This window comes from Paenibacillus pinisoli (assembly GCF_003605435.1).
Lineage (GTDB): Bacteria > Bacillota > Bacilli > Paenibacillales > Paenibacillaceae > Pristimantibacillus > Pristimantibacillus pinisoli.
Genome location: NZ_QXQB01000008.1, coordinates 180585 through 206234 on the forward strand (window position 1 = coordinate 180585; position 25650 = coordinate 206234).

Below are 25650 nucleotides of genomic sequence, written 5' to 3' on the forward strand. Positions count from 1 at the left end.
GGAGATGAATTTGAAGAGAATTTATGCAGAAAACGTACATATTGATCAAAATAGTTTGCAAGAATTTTATAAAAAAAGAGCGGTAGAAAAAGTTCAAATCGATGTTGATGCACCAGTCATTCTATTTGCAGATAAAGATAAAGATAAAATTGAGGCATGGACAAGGTTCGAAGTTGAACACAGATTACCTCTTCTAAACCTGGATCGCAACTGCAGTGTACTTGAGGTTGGCTGTGGGACTGGTCGGATATCTAAGTACATTACTTCAATTGTGGATACATATGTCGGTGTCGATTATGTAAAAGAGTTTATTGAATTAATACAAAAACGTGAAGATGTTGTAAAGAATGAAAATACTCATTTTCTTCATGCATCCATCCAAGAATTAAGCAATGAGACCGTGCAGTATCCAACAGACAAAAAATTTAACCGCTTTATTATATCAGGCGGAGTACTCATGTACATAAATGACGATGCTGTAAAAGAAGCATTCAGTAAACTGACTGAAAAGCTCGAAGAAGAATGCATAATCTACTTGTCAGAGCCTATTGCTTTGGAAGAGAGACTAACTTTAAATAAATTTTATTCTGATGCTCTTGAAAGCGAGTATAGTGCTATTTATAGAACGGAGGAACAGTACAAAGAAATATTTAATATTCTGTACGATGTAGGATTCGAATTAAAGGTAAGTGAAGAATTTTTCTTCGAGGATATTAAAAATCAAAAAGAAACGAAACAATGGATCTTTATCTTGCAAAGAAGCAAGAATCAATCACAGGCAGCGAGAGGAAGTATTTGATGGATAATACATATTGGGATAATTATTATTCGACAATGAATGAATGGATAGAGCCATCTCAATTCGCAAAAGATATCTTGCCGATTGCAGATAAAGGGAAAGTATTAATTGAGCTTGGATGCGGGAATGGAAGAGACGCATTATTTTTTGCTAAGAATGGCTTGAAAGTCGTTGCTGTCGATCAATCCAAGATTGCAATCTCAAAATTACAGTCTACCTATGCGAATGAAAATATTGAGTTTATTGCGGATGATTTTGTACATTCAAATGTGTTAGGATCTGATAGTTTTAATTATGCTTATAGTCGCTTTACCATGCATTCTATTACAGAGGAAGAGCAGGATATCCTGCTTCAAAAGGTATATGATTCTCTGAAGATAAACGGCAAGCTGTTTATTGAAGTTAGAAGTGTAAAAGATGATATTTATGGCTTGGGTGAAGAAGTGGGAAGAAATGCGTACTATTATAACGAGCATTATAGAAGGTTTATCGTGCTGGAAGAGCTGACCCAAAAACTGCAGTCGATTGGGTTCCAAATCAACAAGGCAGTAGAGGCTAACAACTTTGCTATTTATAAAGATGAGAATCCAATAGTTATCCGAGTAATAGCGCAAAAGTCGTAATAGCAGCTCTTATAGTTAGGGAAACTTTCGAGAGAATATACCGTCTGTATCCGCTTACAAGAAATTGTTTGACAATTCCAACCATGCGGTGGTATAGTCGAATTGTGGGCCAGACGTATGAATGCCTCACAGTATTTGAAGATGAAGGGAATGTTTGCACATGCAAGGTAAAGTTAAATGGTTTAACGCAGAGAAGGGTTATGGATTCATCGAGACTGAGCAAGGCGGCGACGTATTTGTTCACTTCTCCGCAATCCAATCCGAAGGCTTCAAAACACTCGAAGAAGGCCAAGCGGTTGAATTCGACATTGTAGAAGGCGCACGCGGTCCACAAGCTGCAAACGTAGTCAAACTGTAATCATCCGGCTATCATAGCCACTGTATAGATGGTTCGATTGACAGTGCCTATTACACTCAAAGCTCCGGGAAACCGGAGCTTTTTTCTGTGTTTAGTATTTGAACTATCAATGAATAATAATTACTTAATAGAGCCTATTATAGCGGCAGTGTGAGTTGACGATATACTATAGAATGAAATCGCGAAATGGCAGGTGAATAACTTGAAGTCACTTTCATTGGTTATGATCGTTAAGAATGAGCAGGCAGTGTTGGGAAGGTGTCTAAATAGCGTTAAAGATTTGGTTGAGGAAATGATTGTAGTCGATACGGGCTCCACAGATCGAACGGTTGAGATTGCACATTCCTACAATGCTAAAGTTTTTAATTATGCATGGAACCATGATTTTGCTGCAGCCCGTAATTATGCACTGGATCAATCGAGTGGGGACTGGAATCTTATTCTTGATGCAGATGAATATTTTATTAGTGATTGTTCGGCAGAGCTTAGAAAGTTTATGGAACTTGGAAATCATATCGGTCGATTAAAGATAATTAATAAATTCAGAGACAAAGATGGCGAGGCCTTCGCCCAGTCCTATATATCTCGACTGTTCCCCAAAGGTGTGCGATATGAGGGACGCATACATGAACAGGTAGTATCCGACCTCCCGCGGGTAAAGCTCGGCGTCGAAGTCGGTCATGACGGCTATTATGAGGCCTCAAGATCTGATCGAAACATCCCTTTGCTCCAAATGGAGATTGATGCCGAGCCGGATAATCCCTATTATCACTATCAAATAGCCAAAGAGTATAATGGCATCGAAAATTATAGCCAGGCTTATTTCCATTTGAAGAAGGCGTACACCGGCCTTTCGAAAAAAGAGATGTATTATCCGAATACCGTAGTGGATTATTTATATGCGATGATTTCCTCTAAACAATTAGATGATGGACTTGGGGTCATCCAAAGTGAAGCGGCGCGACTCGACGACTTTCCCGATTTCCATTTTGTCTGCGGCCAGTATTACCTGGATCTCATCCTGAGCGATACGGCCAAGTACGTTCATCTGTTGGCGCAGATTGAGCAATCTTATCTCAAATGCTTGGAGCTCGGCGAGACGGATCGATATGATAGCGTAATAGGCACAGGAAGCTTTTCGGCGCTGCACAATCTGGGCGTATATCATGAAGTGACTGGGAATGTACAGAAGGCAGCTGCTTATTATCGGGAAGCTGCTGCATATCCATATGCTCCCTCGGAACAAAGGCTTCAGCTGTTAGGTCACATGTGACATTTTTCTGAAAATTCCAAATACACTAAAAACTCTTTTGAAATAGGCTCCTGCATATGATATAATAAGAGCATGTAAAGGAGGAGTGCCCCATGAATTACAACATTCGAGGTCAACGCTTTCAGGTGACAGAAGCTTTGAGAGATTACACCGAGAAGAAATTAAGCCGGTTGGAGAAGTACTTTGATGCCCCAATCGCCTCCGAAATCACGGTAACCCTGTCCGTAACGAAAGGACAGCACACAGTAGAGGTTACCATTCCGCTAGTCGGTGTCATGCTCAGAGCCGAGGAGAAGAGTGCAGACATGTACGCTTCGATCGATCTTGTCGTCGATAAGCTGGAGCGTCAGATCCGCAAGCACAAAACCAAAGTCAATCGCAAATTCAGACAGGGCAGCGGAGTGAGAGCCCTGTTCCGTGAAGAAGGCTCCGCAGTTAGCGTACTGGAGGAAGAGGATGATCTGGAGCTTGTTCGCACCAAGCGGTTTACACTGAAGCCGATGGATGTGGAGGAAGCGATTCTTCAAATGAACATGATCGGCCACAACTTCTTCGTCTTCGCCAATGCCGACAGCAAGGAAGTCAATGTCGTGTATAAGCGCGATGACGGAAAGTACGGATTGATCGAACAAAGCTAAGTCCCTTCCGCGAACAACTATACATTGAATAATGACAGCCCCGCCCCCACAAGGAGCGGGGCTTTATATGTCCCATCATAATTAAGAAAGGGATCGAACCTTATGGGCATATTTGAGCCAATACAGTATGACCCCGGAGACGGTCAAGCTGGATATTTACGAAATCGACGTTCACTCGTTCGACAAGGGCGTCCGGTATGTGCCGGATGCATTGGCGTGGCTGTTCGGTAATTAGCCTTTCTTATTCCGCTTGCTTGCGTTTATGGGGTACATTGCGGCAGGGTCTACAAACTGTTACAATTTAAAACAAATAGACCTACTACCGAAAGAGGGGAAAACCATGCTCGGACTGGTTAAGAAAATATTCGGAGACGCGAATGAACGCGAAGTCAAACGCATTCAACGCACAGTTGATGAAATTAATAGCATGGAATCAAAGTTCACGGCGCTGACAGATGAGCAGCTGCGCGCGAAGACGGATGAATTCAAAGCTCGCCTGGAGAAGGGCGAGGAGATTGACGCTTTGTTGCCGGAGGCTTTTGCGACCGTACGTGAAGCATCGAAGCGTACGCTTGGCATGCGCCATTTTGACGTACAGCTGATCGGCGGCATGGTGCTCCATGAAGGCAAGATTGCCGAGATGAAGACTGGTGAGGGCAAGACGCTCGTAGCGACGCTGCCGGTATACCTGAACGCTTTGCTTGGCAAAGGCGTTCATGTCGTTACAGTCAACGGATACCTGGCACAGCGCGACAGCGAGATTATGGGCCAGCTGTATACCTTCCTTGGCATGACTGTAGGCTGCAACCTGCATGGCCTGTCCCATTCGGAGAAGCAGGAAGCTTATGCTTGCGATATCACATACGGTACGAACAACGAATTCGGGTTCGACTACCTGCGCGATAATATGGTGCTGTACAAGGAACAAATGGTACAACGCCCTCTATACTATGCCATCATTGACGAAGTGGACTCCATTCTCGTGGACGAGGCGCGGACGCCGCTTATTATTTCGGGACAAGCTGCGAAGTCGACGGAGCTGTACCATGCAGCGGACCGTTTTGTGAGCCGGCTGAAAATCAACGAGGACTTCACGATTGACGTGAAGCTTCGCAACACGATTCTGACGGAATCCGGCGTGGAGAAGGCAGAGCGCGCCTTCGGCATCGAGAACTTGTTCGACCATGCCAACGTAACGGTCAACCATCACATTCAGCAAGCGCTGAAAGCGAACTTTATTATGAAACGCGATGTTGACTACGTCGTGCAAGAAGACGAAGTTGTTATCGTCGATGAATTTACAGGCCGTCTGATGTCCGGCCGCCGCTACAGCGATGGCTTGCATCAAGCGATCGAGGCGAAGGAGCAGCTGAAGGTTCAGAATGAGAGCATGACGCTTGCTACTATTACGTTCCAGAACTACTTCCGTATGTACCGCAAGCTGGCAGGTATGACCGGTACGGCGAAGACAGAGGAAGAAGAGTTCCGCCGCATCTATGGCCTGGACGTTATTCAAGTGCCGACGAACCGTTCCATGATCCGTAAGGATATGCCGGACGTCGTCTACAAATCCGAAAACGGCAAATTCAAAGCCGTTGTAGAAGAAATCGTAAAACGCCATGCGAACAAGCAGCCGGTGCTTGTCGGTACGATCTCTATCGAGAATTCCGAGAGACTGTCCGAGATGCTGAAGCGCAGAGGCGTAGCCCATAAAGTTCTCAACGCCAAATTCCATGCTGAAGAAGCGGAGATCATCTCCCGCGCAGGCCAATCCGGTTCCGTCACGATTGCGACGAACATGGCAGGCCGCGGTACGGATATTTTGCTGGGCGATTCCGTTGGCGAGGTTGGCGGACTTCATATCATCGGTACGGAGCGCCACGAGAGCAGACGGATCGACAACCAGCTTCGCGGCCGTGCCGGCCGTCAAGGCGATCCGGGCTCCTCGCAATTCTATCTGTCGCTTGAAGATGAGCTGATGCGTCGTTTTGGCGCCGAGAATATTATGGCGATGATGGACCGTCTCGGTCTGGAGGAAGACCAGCCGATCGAGAGCCGTATGATTTCGAGAGCTGTAGAATCCGCTCAGAAGCGGGTTGAGGGCAGCAACTTCGATACGCGGAAAGTGGTCCTGCAATATGACGACGTGATGAACCAGCAGCGTGAGGTTATCTATAAGCAGCGCCGCGACATTCTGGAATCAGCAGATATTCGCAGCGAAGTTATGGATATGATCAAGCCGGTTGTTGAGCGTATCGTAGAAGCTCATTGCGCCGAAGAAATTCCGGAGGAGTGGGATCTGCAGGCGATCGTGGATTATGTCCACGCGAATCTGCTTGAGGAAGACTCCCTGAAGAAGGAAGATATCTGGGGCAAGGAGAAGGAAGAAATTATCGAATTCCTGCTGGAGAAGGTCGTTGCGCTGTACGATGAGCGCGAAGCGACGCTCGGGCCGGAGACGATGCGCGAGTTCGAGAAGGTTGTCGTGCTCCGTGCGGTAGACAGCAAGTGGATGGACCATATCGATGCGATGGATCAGCTGCGTCAAGGCATTCACCTGCGTGCATACGGCGGTACCGATCCACTTCGCGAATATCAATTCGAAGGCTTCGAGATGTTCAAGGAAATGATCGAGACGATCCAAGAGGAAGTCGCGAAATATATTATGAAGGCGCGCGTCGAGAGCAACCTGGAGCGTCAAGAGGTTGTGAAGGGCCAGACGACGTCGACAAGCGGCGGCGGCGAGACGCAGGAGAAGCGTCCGGCGAAGCGCGAAGAGCGCGCAGGACGGAACGATCCTTGTCCTTGCGGCAGCGGCAAAAAATATAAGCAGTGCCACGGCAAGTAATCTAATTTGAGGTGAAGCGAGAAGCCATGATAGACATTACAGTCAAACAGGATTTGCGTGAAATGGCGAAGCGTCTCCAAGAACTTAGGGGGTCTCTTTGACTTAGACCTGAAGCAGGAGATGATCGCCAACTTCGAGGAGAAAATGTCGATGCCTGATTTCTGGGACGACAATGAACGGGCCCAGGGCCTTATTTCCGAATTGAATGCGGTCAAGTCGGTTGTCGAGCAGTATGCGAAGCTGAACGAAGATCACGAAGAGCTCCAGATGATGCTGGAGCTTGCCGAGGAAGAAGAAGACGAGTCTATGGAGCGGGAGCTCGCGGAAGGCGTCGAGAAGCTTCTCACTCGTGTTAGTGACTTTGAGCTTCAGCTGCTGCTGAATCAGCCTTATGACAAGCTGAATGCGATCGTTGAGCTGCATCCCGGAGCGGGAGGCACAGAGTCCCAGGATTGGGGCATGATGCTTTACAGGATGTACACCCGCTGGTCCGAGAAGCGGGGCTTCAAGGTCGAGGTGCTGGACTATCAGGACGGCGACGAAGCCGGAATCAAGAGTGTCACGATGCTGATCAAAGGCTACAATGCATATGGATATCTGAAGGCGGAGAAGGGCGTGCATCGCCTCGTCCGCATCTCGCCATTCGATTCCGCGGGACGCCGGCATACCTCTTTTGTTTCCTGCGACGTTATGCCGGAGATCGATGATACCATCGAGATCGAAGTGCGTTCGGAAGATCTGAAGGTCGACACGTACCGCGCGAGCGGCGCCGGCGGGCAGCACGTCAATAAGACGGAATCGGCGATTCGGATTACCCATATGCCGACAGGCATCGTGGTAGCTTGCCAGCAAGAACGCTCCCAGATCGCGAACCGCGACCGGGCGATGAAGATGCTGAAGTCGAAGCTCTACGAGCGCAAGATCGAAGAGCAGATGAAGGAGCTGGCCGAGATTCGCGGCGTGCAATCCGACATTGCTTGGGGCAGCCAGATCCGTTCGTACGTCTTCCATCCTTACAGCATGGTCAAGGATCATCGTACGTCGGTTGAGACCGGCAATGTGGGCGCTGTAATGGACGGCGACCTTGATGCGTTCATCGACGGATACCTGCGCAGTCAGATACGTCACGACGCATAAGGCCTGTTCGCCAAAGATATACTTGTTTTGCATAGCATATAGGAAGAGTTCCAACACTGTAACGGTGAGGGAACTCTTCTTTTTGGAATAAGGAGATGATACGAGTGGAAGTGGGAAAGATGAGACGCGGTGACATAGTAAAGCGAAGAAACCCGCAAGCGCAAATGGTATGGAATATTTTTCAGTTATTGCTTGGTGCAATGATTGTGGCGCTGAGCTTCAACATGTTTTTGGTGCCGAACGGCATTGCATCCGGGGGTGTATCCGGCATCTCGATTTTGGTGCAGAAGCTAACGGGTATTATCCCTGCGCTTACGCAATGGGCGATTAATATTCCGTTGTTCATTACGGGCCTGCTGCTCCTCGGACGGAAGTTTGGCGCCAAGACGCTGCTCGGCACATTATTGCTTCCGTTATTCGTCCTGTTGACGGCTTCTGTGCCTGCTCCGACAGATAATCCGATCCTGGCTGCTATCTATGGCGGCATCGGAGTTGGCCTTGGCCTTGGCTTGGTATTCCGCGGAGGCGGCTCTACAGGCGGTCTGGACCTGGCAGCACAGCTGCTTCATCGCTATACCGGTCTGCCATACAGCCTAGCTGTCGTGTGCTTCGACGGCTGCGTCATTATAGCGGCGGGATTCATCTTTTCGCCGGAGACTTCGCTTTACGCGCTGATCGGATTATTTGTAACCAGCAAAACGATCGATTTTGTGCAAAATGGCCTGCAGCTCTCCAAGGTGGCGTTCATCATTAGCGACCATACGGAGGAGGTGGCCAAAGCGATTCTGGATGATCTGGACCGGGGGCTTACCCGCTTGGATGGCCATGGCGGCTATACAGGTGCGGGCCGTACGGTGCTGATGGTTGTGGTGGGGCAGAATGAGGTTCCGAAATTGAAGCAGCTGGTACGGGACATTGATTCGGGCGCATTTGTGATTATTAGTAATACAGCAGAGGTGCTTGGACAGGGCTTTAAGCTGGAAAGCTGACAAGCGGATGAATATCGCCTTCCACTCTCTGACAACAAGCGAATCCTTCTCTGGAATGGCAGAAAAAGACGGCGAATTGGCGTTGTATTAATATTAGCATCGCTGTATAATAATACACGACGAACTTATATTTCCACGAACTTCTGAATGATGTACAATAAGAAGTTGTAGATAAAAAACCAAGCTTTTCCTTCGGGATTGCGGATGAATACTTATTCGCAGGCACGCGGGGAAGAGCGCTATACATAGAGCCGAGGCCCTGCGAGGATGCTGCTGGAAATCGGCTTTGCCAAGATTAGAACCGCATTCTGAGCTGACGGGTCCTCTGCCCGGGTCCAGCAGCGGTTCGCAAGTGGGGAGAGATGCATGATGAGCAAGAAGATGGGTGTAGCGATTGTTGGTTCAACCGGTTATGGCGGAGTAGAATTGATGCGTTTATTGGAGTCGCATCCTTATGCGGAAGTAACCTCGGTTATTTCCTCCTCCAGCGCGGGAACGCCGATTGCGGAAGGATATCCGCATCTGACGGGCATCCGCGAAGAGCTGCTGGATGGCGTAGATGCTGGGGCTATCAAGGCTAAGGCGGATGTTGTTTTCCTGGCTACGCCTGCGGGCGTGGCATCCAAGCTGGCTCCGGAGTATTTGGAAGCCGGTCTGAAAGTGATTGATTTGTCCGGCGACTTCCGTCTGAAGTCTCCTGCGTTGTACGAGCAATGGTACAAGAAGCCTGCTGCGGACGAAGCGTATTTGCAGAAGGCGGTATTCGGCCTTGCGGAGATCTATGGCGAGAACGTGAGAGGCGCCGACTTCATCTCCAATCCGGGCTGCTATCCGACAGCGACTTTGCTGGGACTCGTGCCAGCGATCAGAGCAGGCTTTATCGATCCGGCTTCGATTATTATCGATGCTAAGTCCGGCATCTCCGGCGCAGGCCGCGGGGCATCCCTGGGCACGCATTATTCGGAATTGAACGAGAATTTCAAGGCTTACAAGGTGAATCAGCATCAGCATATTCCTGAGATCGAGATGGTCTTGTCCGATGCGGCGGGTGCGCCGGTTGTGACGACCTTTACGACTCATTTGGTGCCAATGACGCGCGGCATTATGTCGACGATGTATGCAACCGTTAAGGATAACAGAAGCCTTGGCGATTTTATTGAATTGTATAAAGAGTTTTATGAAGGCCGCCGCTTCGTGCGCATTCGTCCTGAAGGGCAGTGGCCGGCGACGAAGGAAGTATGGGGCTCCAACTACTGCGATATCGGTTTTGCGGTTGATGCGCGCACGAACCGGGTTACGATTGTTTCGGTTATCGACAATCTGGTGAAGGGCGCGGCAGGTCAAGCGATCCAGAACTTAAATCTATTGATGGGCTGGGATGAGGCGTCAGGTCTGCAATTCGTTCCTGCTTATCCGTAATTATACTACCTAATGGTAAAGGGAGAAACGATCCACGATGGGACAGGATACTGCGTCAACTCCGTTCACAATAGTAGCGGACGGTTCGATTACAACGCCTAAAGGCTTTCGGGCCGGAGGACTTCATTGCGGTTTGAAAAAAACAACACGCCACGACCTGGGCGCGATCGTCTGCGAAGTGCCGGCGACGGCGGCAGGCGTCTATACGACGAACGTATTCCAGGCTGCTCCGCTGCAAGTGACCAGGGAAAGCATCGCAGCCGAGGGTCTGCTCCAAGCGGTGCTTGTGAATAGCGGCAATGCCAATGCTTGCACAGGCGAGCAAGGCGACGCGGATGCCTATGAGATGCGCGCGAGATTCGCGGAAGCGATCGGTGTGCCGGCTGATCATGTCGCGGTAGCATCGACGGGCGTCATCGGCGAGAATTTGAAGATGGACAAAGTCCGCAGCGGCATTGACGCGCTGCCTTCCCAGCTGGACGGCGGCCAAGCAGGCGCGGACGGCTTCTGCCAAGCGATTCTGACGACCGATCTGGTACAGAAGATGGTGTGCGTCGAGCTTGAGCTGGACGGCCAGACTGTAACGGTTGCTGGCGCGGCCAAAGGCTCCGGCATGATCCATCCGAATATGGCTACGATGCTGGGCTTCGTGACAACGGATGCGAAGATCGGCAGCGAAGCGCTGCAAACTCTGTTGCGCCAGGCGACGGACCTGACGTTCAATATGATTACGGTGGATGGCGATACAAGCACAAACGATATGCTTGTGGCTATGGCAAGCGGCTTGGTCGATCACACCGAGCTGACGCCTGCGCATGAAGGCTGGGCGGCATTCGCTGCTGCGCTCCGTTATGTCTGCGAAGTGCTGGCGAAAGCGATCGCCAGAGACGGCGAGGGCGCTACGAAGCTGGTAGAGGTTCAAGTGCATGGTGCGGTCAGCGACGATTCGGCAGCGGCTATTGCGAAGACGGTTATCGGCTCCTCGCTGGTGAAGTCGGCCGTATTCGGTGCAGATGCGAACTGGGGCCGGATTATCGCCGCAGTTGGGCGCGCGGGACAGCCGGTTAACCCGGCCACCGTCGACATTCGCTTGGGCGATATCGTGACGCTTGCGCAATCCCGTCCGGTCGCATTTGATGAAGATGCTGCGCTGGAATATTTGAAGGGCGATACAGTGGTGATCGTTGTAGAGCTTCATAACGGGGAAGGCTCGGCGACAGCTTGGGGCTGTGACCTGACATATGATTACGTCCGCATCAATGCGGCATATCGGACTTAAGGGGCCAATAAGGCTGCAGGGTGGAGGAAGAAGCATAATGGAACAGCGGTTTGTGATGAAATGCGGCGGAAGCACGCTTGCGGCTTTGCCGGATGACTTTTTTGGAGAGCTGCGGGAGCTGCAGCAATCCGGCGTGAAGCCGGTCATCGTGCATGGAGGCGGACCTGCCATCTCGGAGACGTTGACCAAGCTTGGCATTGAGACGGAATTCGTGAACGGCCTGCGCAAGACAAACGACGATGTGCTGGATGTCGTGGAGATGGTGCTTGCCGGCCGAATCAATAAAGAAATTGTGCGCAAAATCGGAACAAACGGCGCGCAAGCGCTGGGCTTGTCTGGCGTGGACGGCGGGTTGATCCAAGCACGTCCGGTTGCCAATGCGTCCGAAATCGGTTTTGTAGGCGATGTGACAGACGTGAAGTCGAGCATCATCGAAGGCATTATGGATATGGACTATATTCCGGTCATTGCGCCAATCGGGATCGATGCAAACGGACAGCGCTACAACATCAACGCCGATACAGCGGCGGGTGCAGTCGCTTCCCGCCTGGGCGTAGAGCGGATGATTGTGGTGACGGATGTGCCGGGCATCTTGAAGACGGTGAACGGGGAGAAGCAAGTGCTTCCTACCGTAACCGTTGAAGAGATCGAAGAGATGATCGCAAGCGGCGAAATATACGGCGGCATGATTCCGAAGGTTCGTGCAGCTATTCAGTGCATTCAAGGACGCGTGCGGGAGGTTGTCATCGTAAGCGGCCAAGAGGCTGGCGTATTGACCCGCGCAGTGCGCGAGGGCGGCGTCGGCACAAGCATCGTACAAAGCACGGAAGGGCAGGTGTAATGATAGATGAGCGATAATAATACGGCTGTAGCCGGAGCATCTTTGCTTCCTACATACGCGCGCTATCCCCTCACTCTGGTCAAGGGCGAAGGAAGCTGGCTGTGGGATGATGCCGGGAACCGCTATCTGGACTTTATGAGCGGCATTGCCGTAACGAATTTGGGCCATGCGCCGGCGCGGATCAAAGAAGCGCTCCTCCAGCAGCTTGACCAACTGTGGCATGTATCCAACCTGTTTCACATTCCGAATCAAGCGGATGCGGCTAAGCTGCTGACGGACAATAGCTGCGGCGACGCCGTATTCTTCTGCAACTCGGGCGCAGAGGCGAACGAAGCGGCGATTAAGCTGGCCCGCCGTTATCAGCAGCTGGTGCAGAACAACGGCCGTTATGAAATCATAACGTTCGAGCAGTCGTTCCATGGACGTACGCTGGCGACGCTGACGGCAACAGGGCAAGCGAAAGTGAAGGAAGGTTTTGCTCCGCTGCCGGAAGGCTTCAAGTATATTGCTTACAACGACATTGCAGCGCTGGAGACGGCGGTTAGCGACAAGACGGCTGCCATCATGCTGGAGCTGGTTCAAGCGGAAGGCGGTATTCACCCGGTTGACCAGACTTACATTCAGCAAGTTGCCGATCTGTGCCAGCGCGAAGGCATTCTGCTCATCGTCGACGAGATTCAGACGGGCATCGGCCGTACAGGCAAGCTGTTCGCTTATGAGCATTTTGGCATCGAGCCGGATATCTTCACGTTGGCCAAAGGTCTCGGAAGCGGCTTCCCGGTCGGCGCTATGGTAGCGAAGGAGAAGCTGCGCGAAGGCTTCGGCGCAGGCAGCCACGGCTCCACCTTCGGCGGTACGCCGATTGCTACAGCAGTCGTGAAAGCGACGCTGGAGACTATCGTAGGCGACGGCCTGTCTGACAGAGCGGCAGCGCAAGGCGAATATCTCATGTCGCAGCTTCGCGAGAAGCTGTCCGGTGCAAGCTTTGTGAAGGAAGTTCGCGGTCTTGGCTTGTTGGTCGGCATTGAATGCACAGGTCCGGTAGCGGATGTGATCACAGAAGCGCAGAAGCGCGGTTTGCTCGTCATTACGGCTGGACCGAATGTCGTTCGCCTGCTGCCTAACTTGCTGGTCACGAACGAAGAGATTGATGAAGCTGTAGCTATCTTGGCGGAGCTTTTGAGCGCTAGATAAGGTTTTAAGAGGTTTTTTAATTATTCTTTTATACCAAGGGCAGCGGAAAGAAACAATTATTATGGAGAAACGAAGTGTTCGCCTTTGCAGTCGGCAGGTTACCTTAGCAACTCCAATTCAAAAACCTGCTGACTGGAACAGCGATCGGAATAATAATTGGTTCTAGCAGCGTATGTCTTGGCTAATATTGTGCTTACGAAGTGGTTTTGCATACGCAAAACCTAAGTATCGCTTACGAAGTAAGGTTTGCTCCGCAAACCTTAGCTTATGCTTACGAAGTGGTTTTGCTCCGCAAAACCTTTAGGAGGGAACATCATGCAAGCAGTGAACGAAGAAATGGCCCATAGCTTGAAAGGGCGCGACTTTTTGATGCTGGTTGATTTTACGAAAGAAGAGCTGCACTACCTGATCAACCTGGCTATCGATCTGAAACAAAAGCAAAAAGCAGGCGAAACCCATCACATTCTGAAGGGCAAAACGCTGGGTATGATTTTCGAGAAATCGTCGACGCGCACGCGCGTTTCGTTCGAAGTCGGTATGTACCAGCTCGGCGGACAAGGCTTGTTCCTGAGCAGCAACGATCTGCAGATCGGCCGCGGCGAGACCATCTGGGATACAGCGCAGACGCTGTCCCGTTACCTGGACGGCATCATGATCCGTACGTTCGCGCACCGCAAAGTGGTAGAGCTGGCTAGAGGCGCGACGATTCCGGTTATCAACGGTCTGACGGATCTGTCCCACCCATGCCAGGCGCTGGCTGACTTCCAGACTATTTATGAGAAGAAGGGAACGCTTGAAGGTCTGAAAATGGCTTACATTGGCGACGGCAACAATATGGCGCATTCCCTGATGATGGGCGCAGCCAAGCTTGGCATGCACATGTCCATCGCAACTCCGGAAGGCTACGAGCCGGATTCCGATCTTGTCCGCCAGACGCAAGCGAATGCGGCTGAGACAGGCTCCCGCCTTGTGATCTGCCACGATCCGAAGGAAGCTGTTGCTGATGCCGATATCATTTATACGGACGTGTGGGCAAGCATGGGCCAAGAAGCGGAGCAGAAGGAGCGCGAAGTCGCGTTTGCGAACTTCCAGGTGAACGACGAGCTGGCGAAGTACGCGAAGAAGGACTTCCAATTCATGCACTGTCTTCCGGCGCATCGCGGCGAAGAAGTGAGCGAAAGCGTCATCGACGGCGCGCAATCCATTATTTTCGACCAGGCAGAGAACCGTCTCCATGCGCAAAAAGCGATCATGGCGGCAATCATGTCCTAATTGCATAGATATATTTTATAAGTGAAGGGATGTAAGAGGAGATCATGGCAAAAGAAAAAATCGTGTTGGCTTATTCCGGCGGCTTGGATACTTCCGTTATTCTGAAATGGCTCAAGGAAACTTACGACGCCGAAATTATCGCTTTTACAGCAGATATCGGCCAAAAGGATGAACTCGACGGACTGGAAGAAAAAGCGCTGGCGACAGGCGCTTCCAAAGTCTACATCGACGATCTTCGCGCTGAATTCGCAAAAGACTTCATCTACCCGATGTTCCAAGCGGGAACGCTTTATGAAGGTCAATACCTGCTCGGCACATCCATTGCACGTCCGCTGATCGCGAAGCGCATGGTGGATATCGCCCGCGCAGAAGGCGCAACGGCTATCGCTCACGGCGCTACTGGCAAAGGCAACGACCAGGTTCGCTTCGAGCTGACAGCTGCAGCTTTGGCTCCTGAGATCGGCGTTATCGCTCCTTGGAGACTGGAAGCATTCCGCGAACAGTTCCCTGGACGCGCTGAGATGATCGCTTACGCTGAGAAGCACGGCATTCCGGTCACAGCATCGGCTGCGAAGCCATACTCCACGGACCGCAACCTGCTGCATATCAGCTTCGAGAGCGGCATGCTGGAGGATCCTTGGTTCGATCCAAGCGCCGAAGAGAACGAAGACATGTACGTGCTGAGCGTATCGCCGGAACGCGCGCCGGATCAAGCAGAATATGTGGAATTGACATTCGAAAAAGGCGACTGCGTAGCGCTGAACGGTGAGGCTCTGAGCCCGCTTGAAGTGATGGAGCGCCTGAATGAGCTGGGCGGCAAGCATGGCATTGGCCGTGTCGACATGGTTGAGAACCGTTTCGTCGGCATGAAGAGCCGCGGCGTATACGAGACGCCAGGCGGCACCATTCTGTTCACCGCTCACCGCAAAATGGAATCCCTGACGATGGACCGCGAAGTCATGCATCTTCGCGACTCCCTGATCGCCAAATACAGCCAGCTCGTATACAACGGCTTCTGGTTCGCTCCTGAGCGCCTTGCTTTGCAAGCACTCGTGGCAGAATCGCAGAAGAACGTAAGCGGCGTTGTACGCCTCAAGCTGTACAAAGGCAACGTAATCGGCGCTGGCGTGAAGAGCCCGGTCAGCTTGTACAATCCGGATATTGCTACGATGGAAGCAGATCCGTCGCAAGCATACGATCAAGGCGATGCAACAGGCTTTATCCGCCTGAATGCGCTTCGTCTGAAAGTTTCCTCTGGCGTAGAGCAAAGCAAAAACTAATAGCCGGATAAGGGCGGAAGCTAGTGAAGCATAGAGCCGAGATTGCGAACAGTCTCGGCAGAGGACTTGGAGGGGAGCAGCAGATCGCTGTATATCCTCAGTCTGAAACTATGCGGAGCGGCTTCCGTTCCCTTGCATTCGGAAGGGAGTGCTGGATACAGTGAGCAAACTATGGGGCGGTCGTTTTACGAAAAAGACAGACCAGCTGGTAGAGGAATATACAGCTTCGATCATGTTCGACAAAGAGCTGGCCGAGGAAGACATTGAGGGCAGCCTTGCGCATGTTACCATGCTGGGCAAGCAGGGCATTCTGCCTGCTGATGATGTAGAGAAAATCAAGGATGGCCTTCACCGCGTGCTTCAGCGCATTAAGCGCGACGACATCGAATTCTCCATTGGCGACGAAGACATCCATATGAATATCGAAAAAACGTTGATCGACGATGTAGGCTCCGTAGGCGGCAAGCTGCATACAGGCCGCAGCCGCAACGACCAGGTTGCGACGGACATGCACCTGTGGCTCCGCAAGCGCGTTGTGGAATTCGTAGATATGCTGCAGAAGCTGCAATCCGCGTTAGTTGAGCAAGCGAAGGCGAATACCGACACGATCCTGCCGGGCTACACGCACTTGCAGCGTGCGCAGCCGATCTTGTTCGCTCATCATTTGATGGCGTACGTGTCCATGTTCGGCCGCGATATTGAGCGTCTGCAGGACAGCTACAAGCGCATCAACGTATTGCCGCTCGGTGCAGGTGCGCTCGCTGGCACGACATTCCCGATCGATCGTCATTTTGTGGCAAGCCAACTGAAGTTCGATCGCGTGTATGAGAACAGTCTGGATGCGGTAAGCGACCGCGATTTCATTTTGGAATTCCTGTCGCATGCCTCCATCATCATGATGCACTTGTCCCGTCTGAGCGAAGAGCTGATTATGTGGTCCAGCACGGAGTTCCACTTCGTCGAGCTGGATGATGCCTTCTGTACAGGCAGCAGCATCATGCCGCAGAAGAAGAACCCGGACGTGCCGGAACTTGTGCGCGGCAAGACCGGCCGCGTCTACGGCAACTTGGTCGGCTTGCTGACCGTGCTGAAGTCGCTTCCGCTTGCGTACAACAAGGATATGCAGGAAGACAAAGAAGGCATGTTCGATACAGTGAAGACGCTGCAAGGCGCGCTTCAATTGTTTGCGCCGATGATCGCGACGATGAAGGTCAATACAGACCGGATGCGCCAAGCGGTCAACCAGGACTTCTCCAATGCAACAGACATCGCCGACTTCCTCGTGGGCAAAGGCATGCCGTTCCGCCAAGCGCATGAAGTCATCGGCAAGACTGTTCTGTATTGCATCGAGCAGAACAAGTATTTGCTTGATCTGACTATCGAAGAATTCAAGCAGTTCTCCAGCTTGTTCGACGACCGCATCTATGCGGTGCTTCAGCCGGAGCAAGTCGTCAACGCCCGCAATGTATACGGCGGCACTGCGAAGCAGCAAGTCGAGGCGGCTATTGGCCGCGCCGACGCAGCGCTCGCAGAGACGGCAGCTTGGGTTGCTGAATATTTGGAGCGCAGCAGATAAAAAGCGGACTTTAGGACTTGCCGCAATCAACAGTACCCTGTTCATGGGGACTGATGGGCACGGGCAGGGACAAGAGAGCCGCTGCGATACAGAAAAGACGGGGCATTCGCCCCGTCTTTTTTTACCACAATAGAATTTATAAGTTTTCGAGCATTCGGAAACCGAAATTCTATTTGGCGATAAAACCCACTTCTAAACGCGGTCGCTCATCATTGAGAGTCCTCGATAAAGGTTTTCTCACAGCTCAACCTCCGAGCAACCTACAGCCCATCCTCAATGACATCGCTCGGCGATGGCGTTGCTTGCGGGGACGGTGTCGCGTTTAAAGAAGCCGGTCCAGTCTCGATCAGCGTAGGCTGAGCGCGATAAGTGTCCTTGGAGACGCGCTCGCGTGAGACCACTTTGCCATCCCGCAGATGCGTGCGGTAGGTCTCCACAACGTAGCCGGGTTTTCCTTTGTCCACGACCACCGTTTTGCCGACGGGAAGAGCGGGATTGACCGACTGCTGCGTTTTGGGCTGGATGGTATCCAGCGTGACGGATTCGATCTCGTAGCTTTCGTTGCCGGGCATTGTGCCGAACAGCTTAATCGTCAGTTTTTTATTTTCGACGGAAGTGCGAATGATCAGGCTTTTTCCGGTGGTATTGCGGAATTTGAAGTCGATCGCATCCGTTGCATAGGTTGCATCATGGCCAAGCGGGAGATAGGCGACAGGCAGCGAATGATTGCGCCGCTCTTCAATGCCAAGACCTGCGCGCAGCACGGCTTGATAGAGAGTACTGGACACTTGGCAGATGCCGCCGCCGATGCCGGGCACGAATTTGCCGTTCAGAATAACGGGGGCTTCGCGATAGGTATGCTCCTTCTCGGCTTTGGCGATCAACTCGCTATACGCGAATACTTCATCCGGCCCCAGATACCAGTCATTCAGCGACTGGGCGGTTACGCTCACATTATGCGCGCGTCCCTCTGCGCTTGAGCTGAAATCGGTCGTGAAGGTCATGATGAGCCGGTCGATTCCTTCCTTTTTCAGCTTCTCTAATGTAACCTCCGGATGTATGGTGCGGATAGGGAGTTCAGCAACCAATGCCCCGCGCTCCCCCGCAACTTCTTCTCCAACCTGATTATCCTCCAGCACCATCCACTGTTCAGCCTTATCCGCCAGTGCAGCCAGATCTAACCGATAGGCATCGGTATGAGGCGTATAAATCACTTCGTCCTGCTTTGTTATTTCACGCGTGGCGTTCTGCGGGGCGTTGTTCTCCACCCAGCTCCATTGCTTGCGCAGGGCGGCCTCGAAGGCGCTTTTCTCCCAGCTTTGCGACAATGCATAATGGCTCGGGAAATGGTAGCGATAGCGCGCGCGTTCCCACAGACTGCCTCTTCTTAATTTCAGAAGCGCTTCGCGTGCCCCGGTAAACTCCGCCCGATAGCCAAAGTCGGATACCACCCAGCTTGCGCTGTCATTCGCAGCTTCATTCGCCTGCACAGTGATGCTGCGCTTCTCTAATGCCTTCTCGTATTTCTCCAGCAGGGCAACAGCGTCGTCAATATACATGCCTCCGAGTTGAAGCTTGCCTGCGGTCACGCCATCAGGCACCACATCCTGATTGGCATACTTCCATACGGCAACAAATCCTGCCGCAGCTGCAAGCAGCACGACAGCAAGCAGTCCCCCTAATACCCATTGCAGCTTTCTCATGTTAAGCACCCTTCCCCGTATATGCGCATTCCTACATCTTTATGCAAGGCTGTTGCGCTTCATGACGGAGAATATGGCATATCCTGTCAGACTGTTTAGGGAGATTTTTCAACAAACAGACTCTGCCATGTTTCCTCTGACTGCATTTCCTTCAGAAAATCAAATCCATATTGTCCTCGCATTAAGGTTCATGCGCATCTAAGGTTTTACAGGAACTGGAGTGATTTTCGACATCTCCTTCGATAATGAGAATCATGAAAAAAGCGGAAACCTCGCTTCTATTGAAGGAATTAGCTATAAGTTGTCGAAATACTAGAACTGACTACATACAGGATGTGATACCGTGATCGAAATGCACGACATTTGGAAGACCTACGCCGACGGAACGAATGCACTTCGTGGCGTATCTGTTCGAATAGATCGAAATGAGTTTGTTTATGTCGTTGGCCCCTCTGGAGCCGGCAAATCTACATTCATGAAGCTGATTTACCGCGAAGAGGTGCCGACCAAAGGCCAGCTCTCGGTAAACGGGTTTAATATCGGCAAGCTGAAGCCTCGCAAAATCCCATACGTACGCCGAAACATCGGTGTGATATTCCAGGATTTTAGGCTGCTGCCGAAGCTGACGATCTACGAAAATGTTGCATTTGCAATGGAGGTTATCGAAGCGCCTCGCAGAGTCATCAAGAAGCGCACGATGGAAGTGCTGGAGCTTGTCGGATTGAAGCATAAGCACAACGCCTTGCCTTCCCAATTATCAGGCGGAGAGCAGCAAAGGGTGTCGATTGCCCGGGCAATAGTCAACAATCCGTCGGTAATTGTAGCGGACGAGCCTACCGGAAACTTGGATCCGGAGACCTCGGCCGGAATCATGAATTTATTGGAAGAAATTAACTTCAGAGGCTCGACTATTATAATGGCGACACACAACAAGGATATCGTGAACAACATGCGCAAACGGGTAATTGCCATAGAGAATGGCCTGATCGTCCGTGACGAGGCGAGAGGGGAGTACGGCTATGAAATTTAGCACCATCCTTCGGCATCTGCGCGAGGGCGCCAAAAACATCGTCCGCAACGGCTGGATGTCGTTCGCATCGATGAGCTCGATTTTTATTTCGTTGTTTATACTGGGTGTTTTTGTCCTGCTTGCGCTGAACGTCAACTCGATGGCGGATCAGATAGAGAGCAGAGTTCAAATAAGAGTGTTCTTGCAGACCGATGTCGAGCAAGCGAAAGTAACCGAGCTGCAGAACAAAATCGGCAATTTGGAAGAAGTCAGCAAAGTGAAGATAGTCTCCAAGGAAGAAGGGCTTCAGATTCTGAAGGACTCCATGGGCACCGAGAATGGGGACTGGCTGGAAGGCTACAACAACGAAAACAATCCGCTACCGATTTCTTATACAGTAGAAGTTTATGACCCGCAGACGGTAGAAACGGTGGCAACGAAGATTGACAGCATCAATAAAGCAGACGAGACCAATCCGATCAATCAGATCAAATACGGCCAAGGCACGATTGAGACATTGTTTAAAGTGACCAATGCCGTCCGCAACATCGGATTTGTCATTGTTATCGGCTTGGGGGTCACGGCCATGCTGCTGATTTCCAACACGATTAAAATGACGATTATCGCCAGACGCAGAGAGATTGGCATCATGAAGCTGGTCGGGGCTACGAATGCATTTATCCGCTGGCCGTTCTTTATTGAAGGCGCGCTGATTGGATTCGTCAGCTCGGTGCTGACGACGGCAGCTGTCCTCGGCAGCTACGCGCAAATTATTAAACTTACGAAGCTAGACTTGTCGTTGATGATGGTCAACCTCATTCCGCTGAAGGAAGCGGGCATGAACACAGCGCTATTAATTATCGCGATCGGCACCTTGATCGGCATTTGGGGCAGCACCATTTCGGTACGAAAGTATTTGAAAGTGTAGGTGAAGGGTTTAATTATGAAAAAGATAAGCGCGTTTATCGTAGCAGTGGTTATACTCGCCGTATTCGTTCTGCAGCCACAAGGCGGCAGCGAGGTCAAGGCAGCTTCGCTTTCTCAGATTGAGAAGGATATTAAAGCGGCTAACCAGGCCATTAAGGAAGCTGAGCGGAAGCAAGCTAATGCGGCTAAGGATGCCAAAAACGCAGAAGCGCAGAAGGCAACGATTACGACGAAGAAAGACAACCTTCAGAAGGAAATCCAATCTCTGAATAAAGAAATCGATCTGGTAGCGATTGCTTTGACGAAGAAGCAAAAGGAGAAGGAAGAGAAGCAGCAAGAGCTGGTGCAGACCGGCGTTGAGCTGGAAGAGGCGATCAAGCGGGTCGAAGAGCGCGAAGCGCTGCTTGAGACGCGCATGCGCATGATGTATTCCAACGGCTTCGTATCGTATATGGATGTCTTGTTCAGCGCTACGAGCTTTACGGATTTCCTCGATCGGTTCGATGCGCTGCAGACGATCCTGAGCTCGGACCGGGACATTCTGAGCGCCCATAAGAAAGACCAGGCGCTCGTGGAAGAGAAGAAGGCGGATATCGAGGAGCAGTATGCGGACCTTGAAGCGCTCTATCATGAGCTGGAGCTTCAACAAGCGGATCTTGTGAAGAAGGAAGCAGAGAAGGAAGTATTGGTTGCTTCCTACAATCAGAACCTGGAGCAGTTGTCGGATACGCTGGAACAGCTTGAAGTCATCAGCGAGGAGCAGGAGAAGCTGCTCGTCGAGCTGGCTGCGAAAGTTTCGAAGCTGAATGCTGAGAAAAACCGCATCAAAAACCCGTATACCGGCGGCAAGCTTGGCATGCCGATCAAAGGCAACATTCGCGTAACCTCTAATTTTGGCACGCGTACCCATCCGATTACCGGACAGAAGCACACGCATACCGGCATTGACTTCGGAGCGCCGCAAGGCACGGCGATCTATGCTGCAGAATCTGGCGTCGTCCTTATCTCGCAGCTATGGAGCGGCTATGGCAACTGTATTATTATCGACCACGGCAACGGTCTGTGGACGCTGTACGGGCATATCCGCAACGGCGGCTTGCTTGTCGACGCAGGCGATCAGATCAAGAAAGGCCAGAAGATCGCGGAAGTTGGCAGCACAGGTAACTCCACTGGCCCTCACCTTCATTTTGAAGTACGCAAAAACGAAGTGCCTGTTAACCCAAGCGGTTATTTGAAATAAGCACTCATCATAATCATCAGCAAGCGGCAGCCCAATACTGGGCTGCCCTTATTATTCAGTAAGCAAGAAGTTTGAAATGGCATTGCCGCAAATAATTGCCTTCCGCTTGTCATATACTATTGGGGTCATGTAAGGTGGAAAACAATGAAGGTGGTGTACCGAGGTGCATTTCAAGGGACGTACGGTTTTTGCATTTGTCATGGTGGCGGTGATCGCCTCCGTACTGGTGACGATGACGCTTGCCGATCAATGGCAGCATGGGGATCATCGGGCATCATCTGCTGTAGCGGCCGCCGCCGCGGCTGATGAGCCGGGAAGCTACCGGCTGAATGCGGACGAGCTTGCCAAGCTGAATGCTGTGCTGGAGCTGATTGAGACCAAATATTATGAGGATGTCGAGCGCGAGGAATTGCTGGATGGTGCCGTTAGCGGAATGATGAAGGCGCTGGATGATCCTTATTCCGTCTATATGGAGAAGGAAGTCGCCCAGCATTTCTCGGAGTCGATTGAAGGTTCTTTCACGGGAATAGGCGCAGAGGTAACGACTGAGGATGGAAAGATTATTGTCGTATCTCCAATCAAGGGCTCGCCTGCCGAGCGTTCCGGCCTGCTGGCCAAGGACGTGCTGATCTCGGTCAATGGCGTCAGCCTGAACGGCCTTAGCCTGCAGGAAGCAGTCGCCAAGATCCGCGGCCCAAAAGGAACAAAAGCTAAAATTGCCGTGCAGCGCACCGGATTCTCGGAGCCGATTCAGCTTGTGCTGGTTCGCGATGATATTGATGTGGAGACCGTCTACAGCACCTTAAGACCGGACGGCATAGGCGTCATCGAGATTCGCCAGTTCTCGCTCAACACCGCCAAGCGGTTCAAGGAAGAGCTGGAGAAGCTGGAGGGAGAGGGGCTGAAAGGCCTCGTTCTGGATGTGCGCAACAATCCAGGCGGCGTTCTTCCCATTGTCGTCGAAATCTCGCAGCTTATGATGAAGGAAGGCTCTACCGTCGTACAGGTCGAGTACCGTGACGGAAAGCGGGAGAAGACGCTGGCGAAGGGCGGCTCGCAGAAGGGATATCCGATTGCCGTTCTTACGAACAAAGGTAGCGCAAGCGCTTCGGAGATTCTGGCCGGCGCATTGCAGGAAGCGGCCGGGGCAACGGTTATTGGCGAGCAATCCTTCGGCAAGGGGACGGTTCAGGTCAGCTACAACAAGGCGCTTGGCGACGGAAGCCTGCTGAAGATGACGGTTGCCAAGTGGCTGACGCCAAGCGGCAACTGGATCCATCAGAAGGGCATTACGCCGAATCAGCTCGTCGAGCCGCCGGATATGTACACGGTAGCCCGAATGAACGTGAATAAGCCGCTGAAGGCTGACACCTTGAGCGAGCAGGTCCGCAGCGCGCAGATTATGCTGCATGGACTTGGCTTTGAGCCTTCCCGGGAGGATGGCTACTTCGACGAAGAAACCGTGGATGCGGTGAAAAAGTTCCAGACTCAGCATCAGCTGCCGTCTACCGGCGAGATCGACGCGAAGACCGCGGCTGTGCTGGAGCAAGCCGTTGTGAAGTGGATTCAGAATAAAGAAAATGATACACAGCTTCTGGAAGCGGTAAAAGCTGTCAGCAGGAAATAGGATAGCCCGCGTCGAATGAATATAAGGTTGGCTTCGCGTAGTCGAAGCCAGCCTTTTTCATTGGAAATCGCAGGGATGGGGAGTGTTCGCTTGGAAACGGTGCTGGCTATGCTGCAATTGCTTGCGGAATCCGCTTTGCAGCTGCTGATACAACCTTTTTATTATATCGCGGTACTCTTTATCGCATTGCAATACAGCAGACAGATGAGGATGGAGCGGCAGCTGTTCGCCGTCAAGCTTCACAGCTGGATTAATCTGACCGCCAAGGCGATGCTGACCGGACTGCTGGCGGGGCTTGCAGTCTCGGTCGCCGGTGCTTTCATCGGCTCGACGCTGACGCCAACTGCTGTGCTATGGCTCTGGGCTGTAGCGGCGATCCTGATGCTGATTCGCATCCGGTATCTATGCTTCGCGTATAGCGCAGGCATCATTATTCTTGCACAGTGGGGAGTATCCTTCACGCCGCTCGCGGAACGTTCCGATTGGCTCGGCAGCATGGCACTTTCGCTGGCTCGTGTCGATGCGGCCGGGCTGCTGCTGCTTGTAGCGCTGCTGCATCTTGCGGAAGCCATTCTGGTCAGGCTGCAGGGCGATCGGCTCTCGACGCCGCTATTCCTTGAAGGCAAGCGGGGCAAGCTGGTCGGCGGTTATATGCTGCAAGGCTTCTGGCCTGTTCCGCTCTTCCTGCTAGTGCCGGCAGCTGATTCCGCGACAGGCGGAGTCTCAACAACCAGCTTGCCATGGACTCCGCTCTTCGGCGCGGACTGGTCGCAGGGCTGGACGTTCGTTGCGCTGCCGATGATTATCGGCTTTACGGAGATGACGAAGACGATGCTGCCTCAGGCCAAGGCGAAACACGCCGCCGGGGGGCTTTTGATCTACAGCCTGCTGCTTGCCGGTGCGGCGATTGCGGCTTGGTGGCAGCCGGTCCTGCTGCCGCTTGCAGCGCTGGTCTCCATCCTGCTGCATGAGGCGATCGTCTGGCGCAGCAAGCTTGCGGAGTCGAAGCGGACGCCGCTGTATGTGCATGACGCGCGCGGACTGCGCATTCTCGGGATTGTGCCTGGAACGCCGGCGGAAGCGATGGGCCTTGCCGCAGGCGAGATTTTGCACAAGGTCAACGGCACGCGCGTCTTCACAAAGGAAGAGCTGTACAGCGCGCTTGCGATCAACTCTGCTTTCTGTAAGCTGGAGGTCTACAATATAGAGGGCGAGCTGAAGTTCGCTCAGCGTGCGAGATTCGCCGGAGAGCATCATCAGCTGGGGGTTATTCTCGCTCCCGATGAGCAGGCCAATTATTATGCGGCGAGCGGGCCTGCTTCCTTGATTGGCCTTGTCCGCGGCATGCGGGCGGCGAACCGCAGAGGGACGGGAGAGGCGCGCGACAATAATATGTAAGCAGATAAATGACATAACAGAGCTGTTCGTGAGTGTACGGGCGGCTCTGTTGCTATTTCCGGCAACTGCCAGCAAGGCTGGCAAGAAAAACGCAAGGATTGCGTTGCGCGAATAAAAGGTAAGAGCTATAATAAATGGGAACACATATTCTTATGAAGTGTCGTGCCTGATTTTAGCAGAGGGCATTTGACTATACTGATAGATAGAGAAGGTCAGGAGG

Annotated in this window: 21 protein-coding genes; 20 read left to right on the top strand and 1 reads right to left on the bottom strand. The window is 51.9% G+C overall.

Going from position 1 to position 25650, the window contains the following annotated elements; translation table 11 throughout:
• Positions 1-4: 4 nt before the first annotated feature.
• From D3P09_RS25990 to argH, 15 genes are all read left to right on the top strand, one after another.
• Complete coding sequence (locus tag D3P09_RS25990) at positions 5-799, top strand: class I SAM-dependent methyltransferase (RefSeq protein ID WP_120114348.1); 795 nt, start codon at positions 5-7, stop codon at positions 797-799.
• Positions 799-1422: a class I SAM-dependent methyltransferase gene (locus tag D3P09_RS25995; RefSeq protein ID WP_165867589.1), complete on the top strand. Its 624-nt coding sequence runs from the start codon at positions 799-801 to the stop codon at positions 1420-1422. The genes D3P09_RS25990 and D3P09_RS25995 overlap by 1 nt, the downstream gene beginning before the upstream one ends.
• A gap of 160 nt (positions 1423-1582) precedes the next feature.
• Complete coding sequence (locus D3P09_RS26000) at positions 1583-1780, top strand: cold shock domain-containing protein (RefSeq protein ID WP_087569424.1); 198 nt, start codon at positions 1583-1585, stop codon at positions 1778-1780.
• A gap of 202 nt (positions 1781-1982) precedes the next feature.
• Entirely contained in the window at positions 1983-3053 is a 1071-nt protein-coding gene (locus D3P09_RS26005) for a glycosyltransferase family 2 protein (RefSeq protein ID WP_243644514.1), read from the top strand.
• Positions 3054-3145: 92 nt separating this feature from the next.
• Positions 3146-3691, top strand: coding sequence for a ribosome hibernation-promoting factor, HPF/YfiA family (hpf, locus tag D3P09_RS26010; protein WP_120114350.1), 546 nt, complete (start codon positions 3146-3148; stop codon positions 3689-3691).
• Between the two features lie 340 nt (positions 3692-4031).
• Positions 4032-6539, top strand: a complete 2508-nt coding sequence (secA, locus tag D3P09_RS26015) for a preprotein translocase subunit SecA (RefSeq protein WP_120114351.1) — start codon at positions 4032-4034, stop codon at positions 6537-6539.
• Positions 6540-6565: 26 nt separating this feature from the next.
• Positions 6566-7676, top strand: a protein-coding gene (prfB, locus tag D3P09_RS26020) for a peptide chain release factor 2 (RefSeq protein ID WP_120114352.1) whose coding sequence is annotated in 2 segments (ribosomal slippage) — positions 6566-6637 and positions 6639-7676 — 1110 coding nt in all. Because the reading frame shifts where the segments join, the coding sequence is not laid out codon by codon here.
• A gap of 164 nt (positions 7677-7840) precedes the next feature.
• Positions 7841-8665, top strand: a complete 825-nt coding sequence (locus tag D3P09_RS26025) for a YitT family protein (protein ID WP_243644526.1) — start codon at positions 7841-7843, stop codon at positions 8663-8665.
• A 369-nt stretch (positions 8666-9034) separates the two neighbouring features.
• Complete coding sequence (gene argC / locus D3P09_RS26030) at positions 9035-10084, top strand: N-acetyl-gamma-glutamyl-phosphate reductase (protein ID WP_120114354.1); 1050 nt, start codon at positions 9035-9037, stop codon at positions 10082-10084.
• A 37-nt stretch (positions 10085-10121) separates the two neighbouring features.
• Positions 10122-11363 carry a bifunctional ornithine acetyltransferase/N-acetylglutamate synthase gene (argJ, locus tag D3P09_RS26035; RefSeq protein WP_120114355.1) on the top strand — a complete coding sequence of 414 codons (1242 nt, stop codon included), beginning with the start codon at positions 10122-10124 and terminating at the stop codon, positions 11361-11363.
• Between the two features lie 37 nt (positions 11364-11400).
• Positions 11401-12204, top strand: coding sequence for an acetylglutamate kinase (gene argB, locus D3P09_RS26040; RefSeq protein ID WP_120114356.1), 804 nt, complete (start codon positions 11401-11403; stop codon positions 12202-12204).
• A 6-nt stretch (positions 12205-12210) separates the two neighbouring features.
• Positions 12211-13398, top strand: coding sequence for an acetylornithine transaminase (locus D3P09_RS26045; RefSeq protein ID WP_120114357.1), 1188 nt, complete (start codon positions 12211-12213; stop codon positions 13396-13398).
• Between the two features lie 315 nt (positions 13399-13713).
• The gene (gene argF / locus D3P09_RS26050; protein WP_120114358.1) at positions 13714-14670 is read left to right on the top strand and encodes an ornithine carbamoyltransferase; all 957 of its coding nucleotides are present in this window, start codon (positions 13714-13716) and stop codon (positions 14668-14670) included.
• A 44-nt stretch (positions 14671-14714) separates the two neighbouring features.
• A complete protein-coding gene (locus D3P09_RS26055; protein WP_120114359.1) occupies positions 14715-15950 on the top strand; it encodes an argininosuccinate synthase in 1236 nt (411 codons plus the stop codon).
• A 160-nt stretch (positions 15951-16110) separates the two neighbouring features.
• Positions 16111-17526 carry an argininosuccinate lyase gene (argH, locus tag D3P09_RS26060; RefSeq protein ID WP_120114360.1) on the top strand — a complete coding sequence of 472 codons (1416 nt, stop codon included), beginning with the start codon at positions 16111-16113 and terminating at the stop codon, positions 17524-17526.
• A 260-nt stretch (positions 17527-17786) separates the two neighbouring features.
• Here the strand turns inward: argH and D3P09_RS26065 are convergent, their stop codons facing one another.
• Complete coding sequence (locus D3P09_RS26065; protein WP_120114361.1) at positions 17787-19229, bottom strand: VanW family protein; 1443 nt, start codon at positions 19227-19229, stop codon at positions 17787-17789.
• A gap of 343 nt (positions 19230-19572) precedes the next feature.
• Between D3P09_RS26065 and ftsE the strand changes: the two genes are divergently transcribed.
• The 5 genes from ftsE to D3P09_RS26090 all read left to right on the top strand — a co-directional run bounded on the left by ftsE (position 19573) and on the right by D3P09_RS26090 (position 25430).
• Positions 19573-20259 (top strand): cell division ATP-binding protein FtsE, encoded by a 687-nt coding sequence (gene ftsE / locus D3P09_RS26070; RefSeq protein ID WP_120114362.1) that lies wholly within the window; start codon positions 19573-19575, stop codon positions 20257-20259.
• A complete protein-coding gene (gene ftsX, locus D3P09_RS26075; protein WP_120114363.1) occupies positions 20249-21166 on the top strand; it encodes a permease-like cell division protein FtsX in 918 nt (305 codons plus the stop codon). Before ftsE ends, ftsX begins: the two co-directional genes overlap by 11 nt.
• Before the next feature lie 15 nt (positions 21167-21181).
• Positions 21182-22405: a murein hydrolase activator EnvC family protein gene (locus D3P09_RS26080; RefSeq protein ID WP_120114364.1), complete on the top strand. Its 1224-nt coding sequence runs from the start codon at positions 21182-21184 to the stop codon at positions 22403-22405.
• Between the two features lie 163 nt (positions 22406-22568).
• A complete protein-coding gene (locus tag D3P09_RS26085) occupies positions 22569-24032 on the top strand; it encodes a S41 family peptidase (protein ID WP_341538307.1) in 1464 nt (487 codons plus the stop codon).
• A gap of 99 nt (positions 24033-24131) precedes the next feature.
• Complete coding sequence (locus D3P09_RS26090; RefSeq protein WP_243644528.1) at positions 24132-25430, top strand: PDZ domain-containing protein; 1299 nt, start codon at positions 24132-24134, stop codon at positions 25428-25430.
• Positions 25431-25650 lie beyond the last annotated feature (220 nt).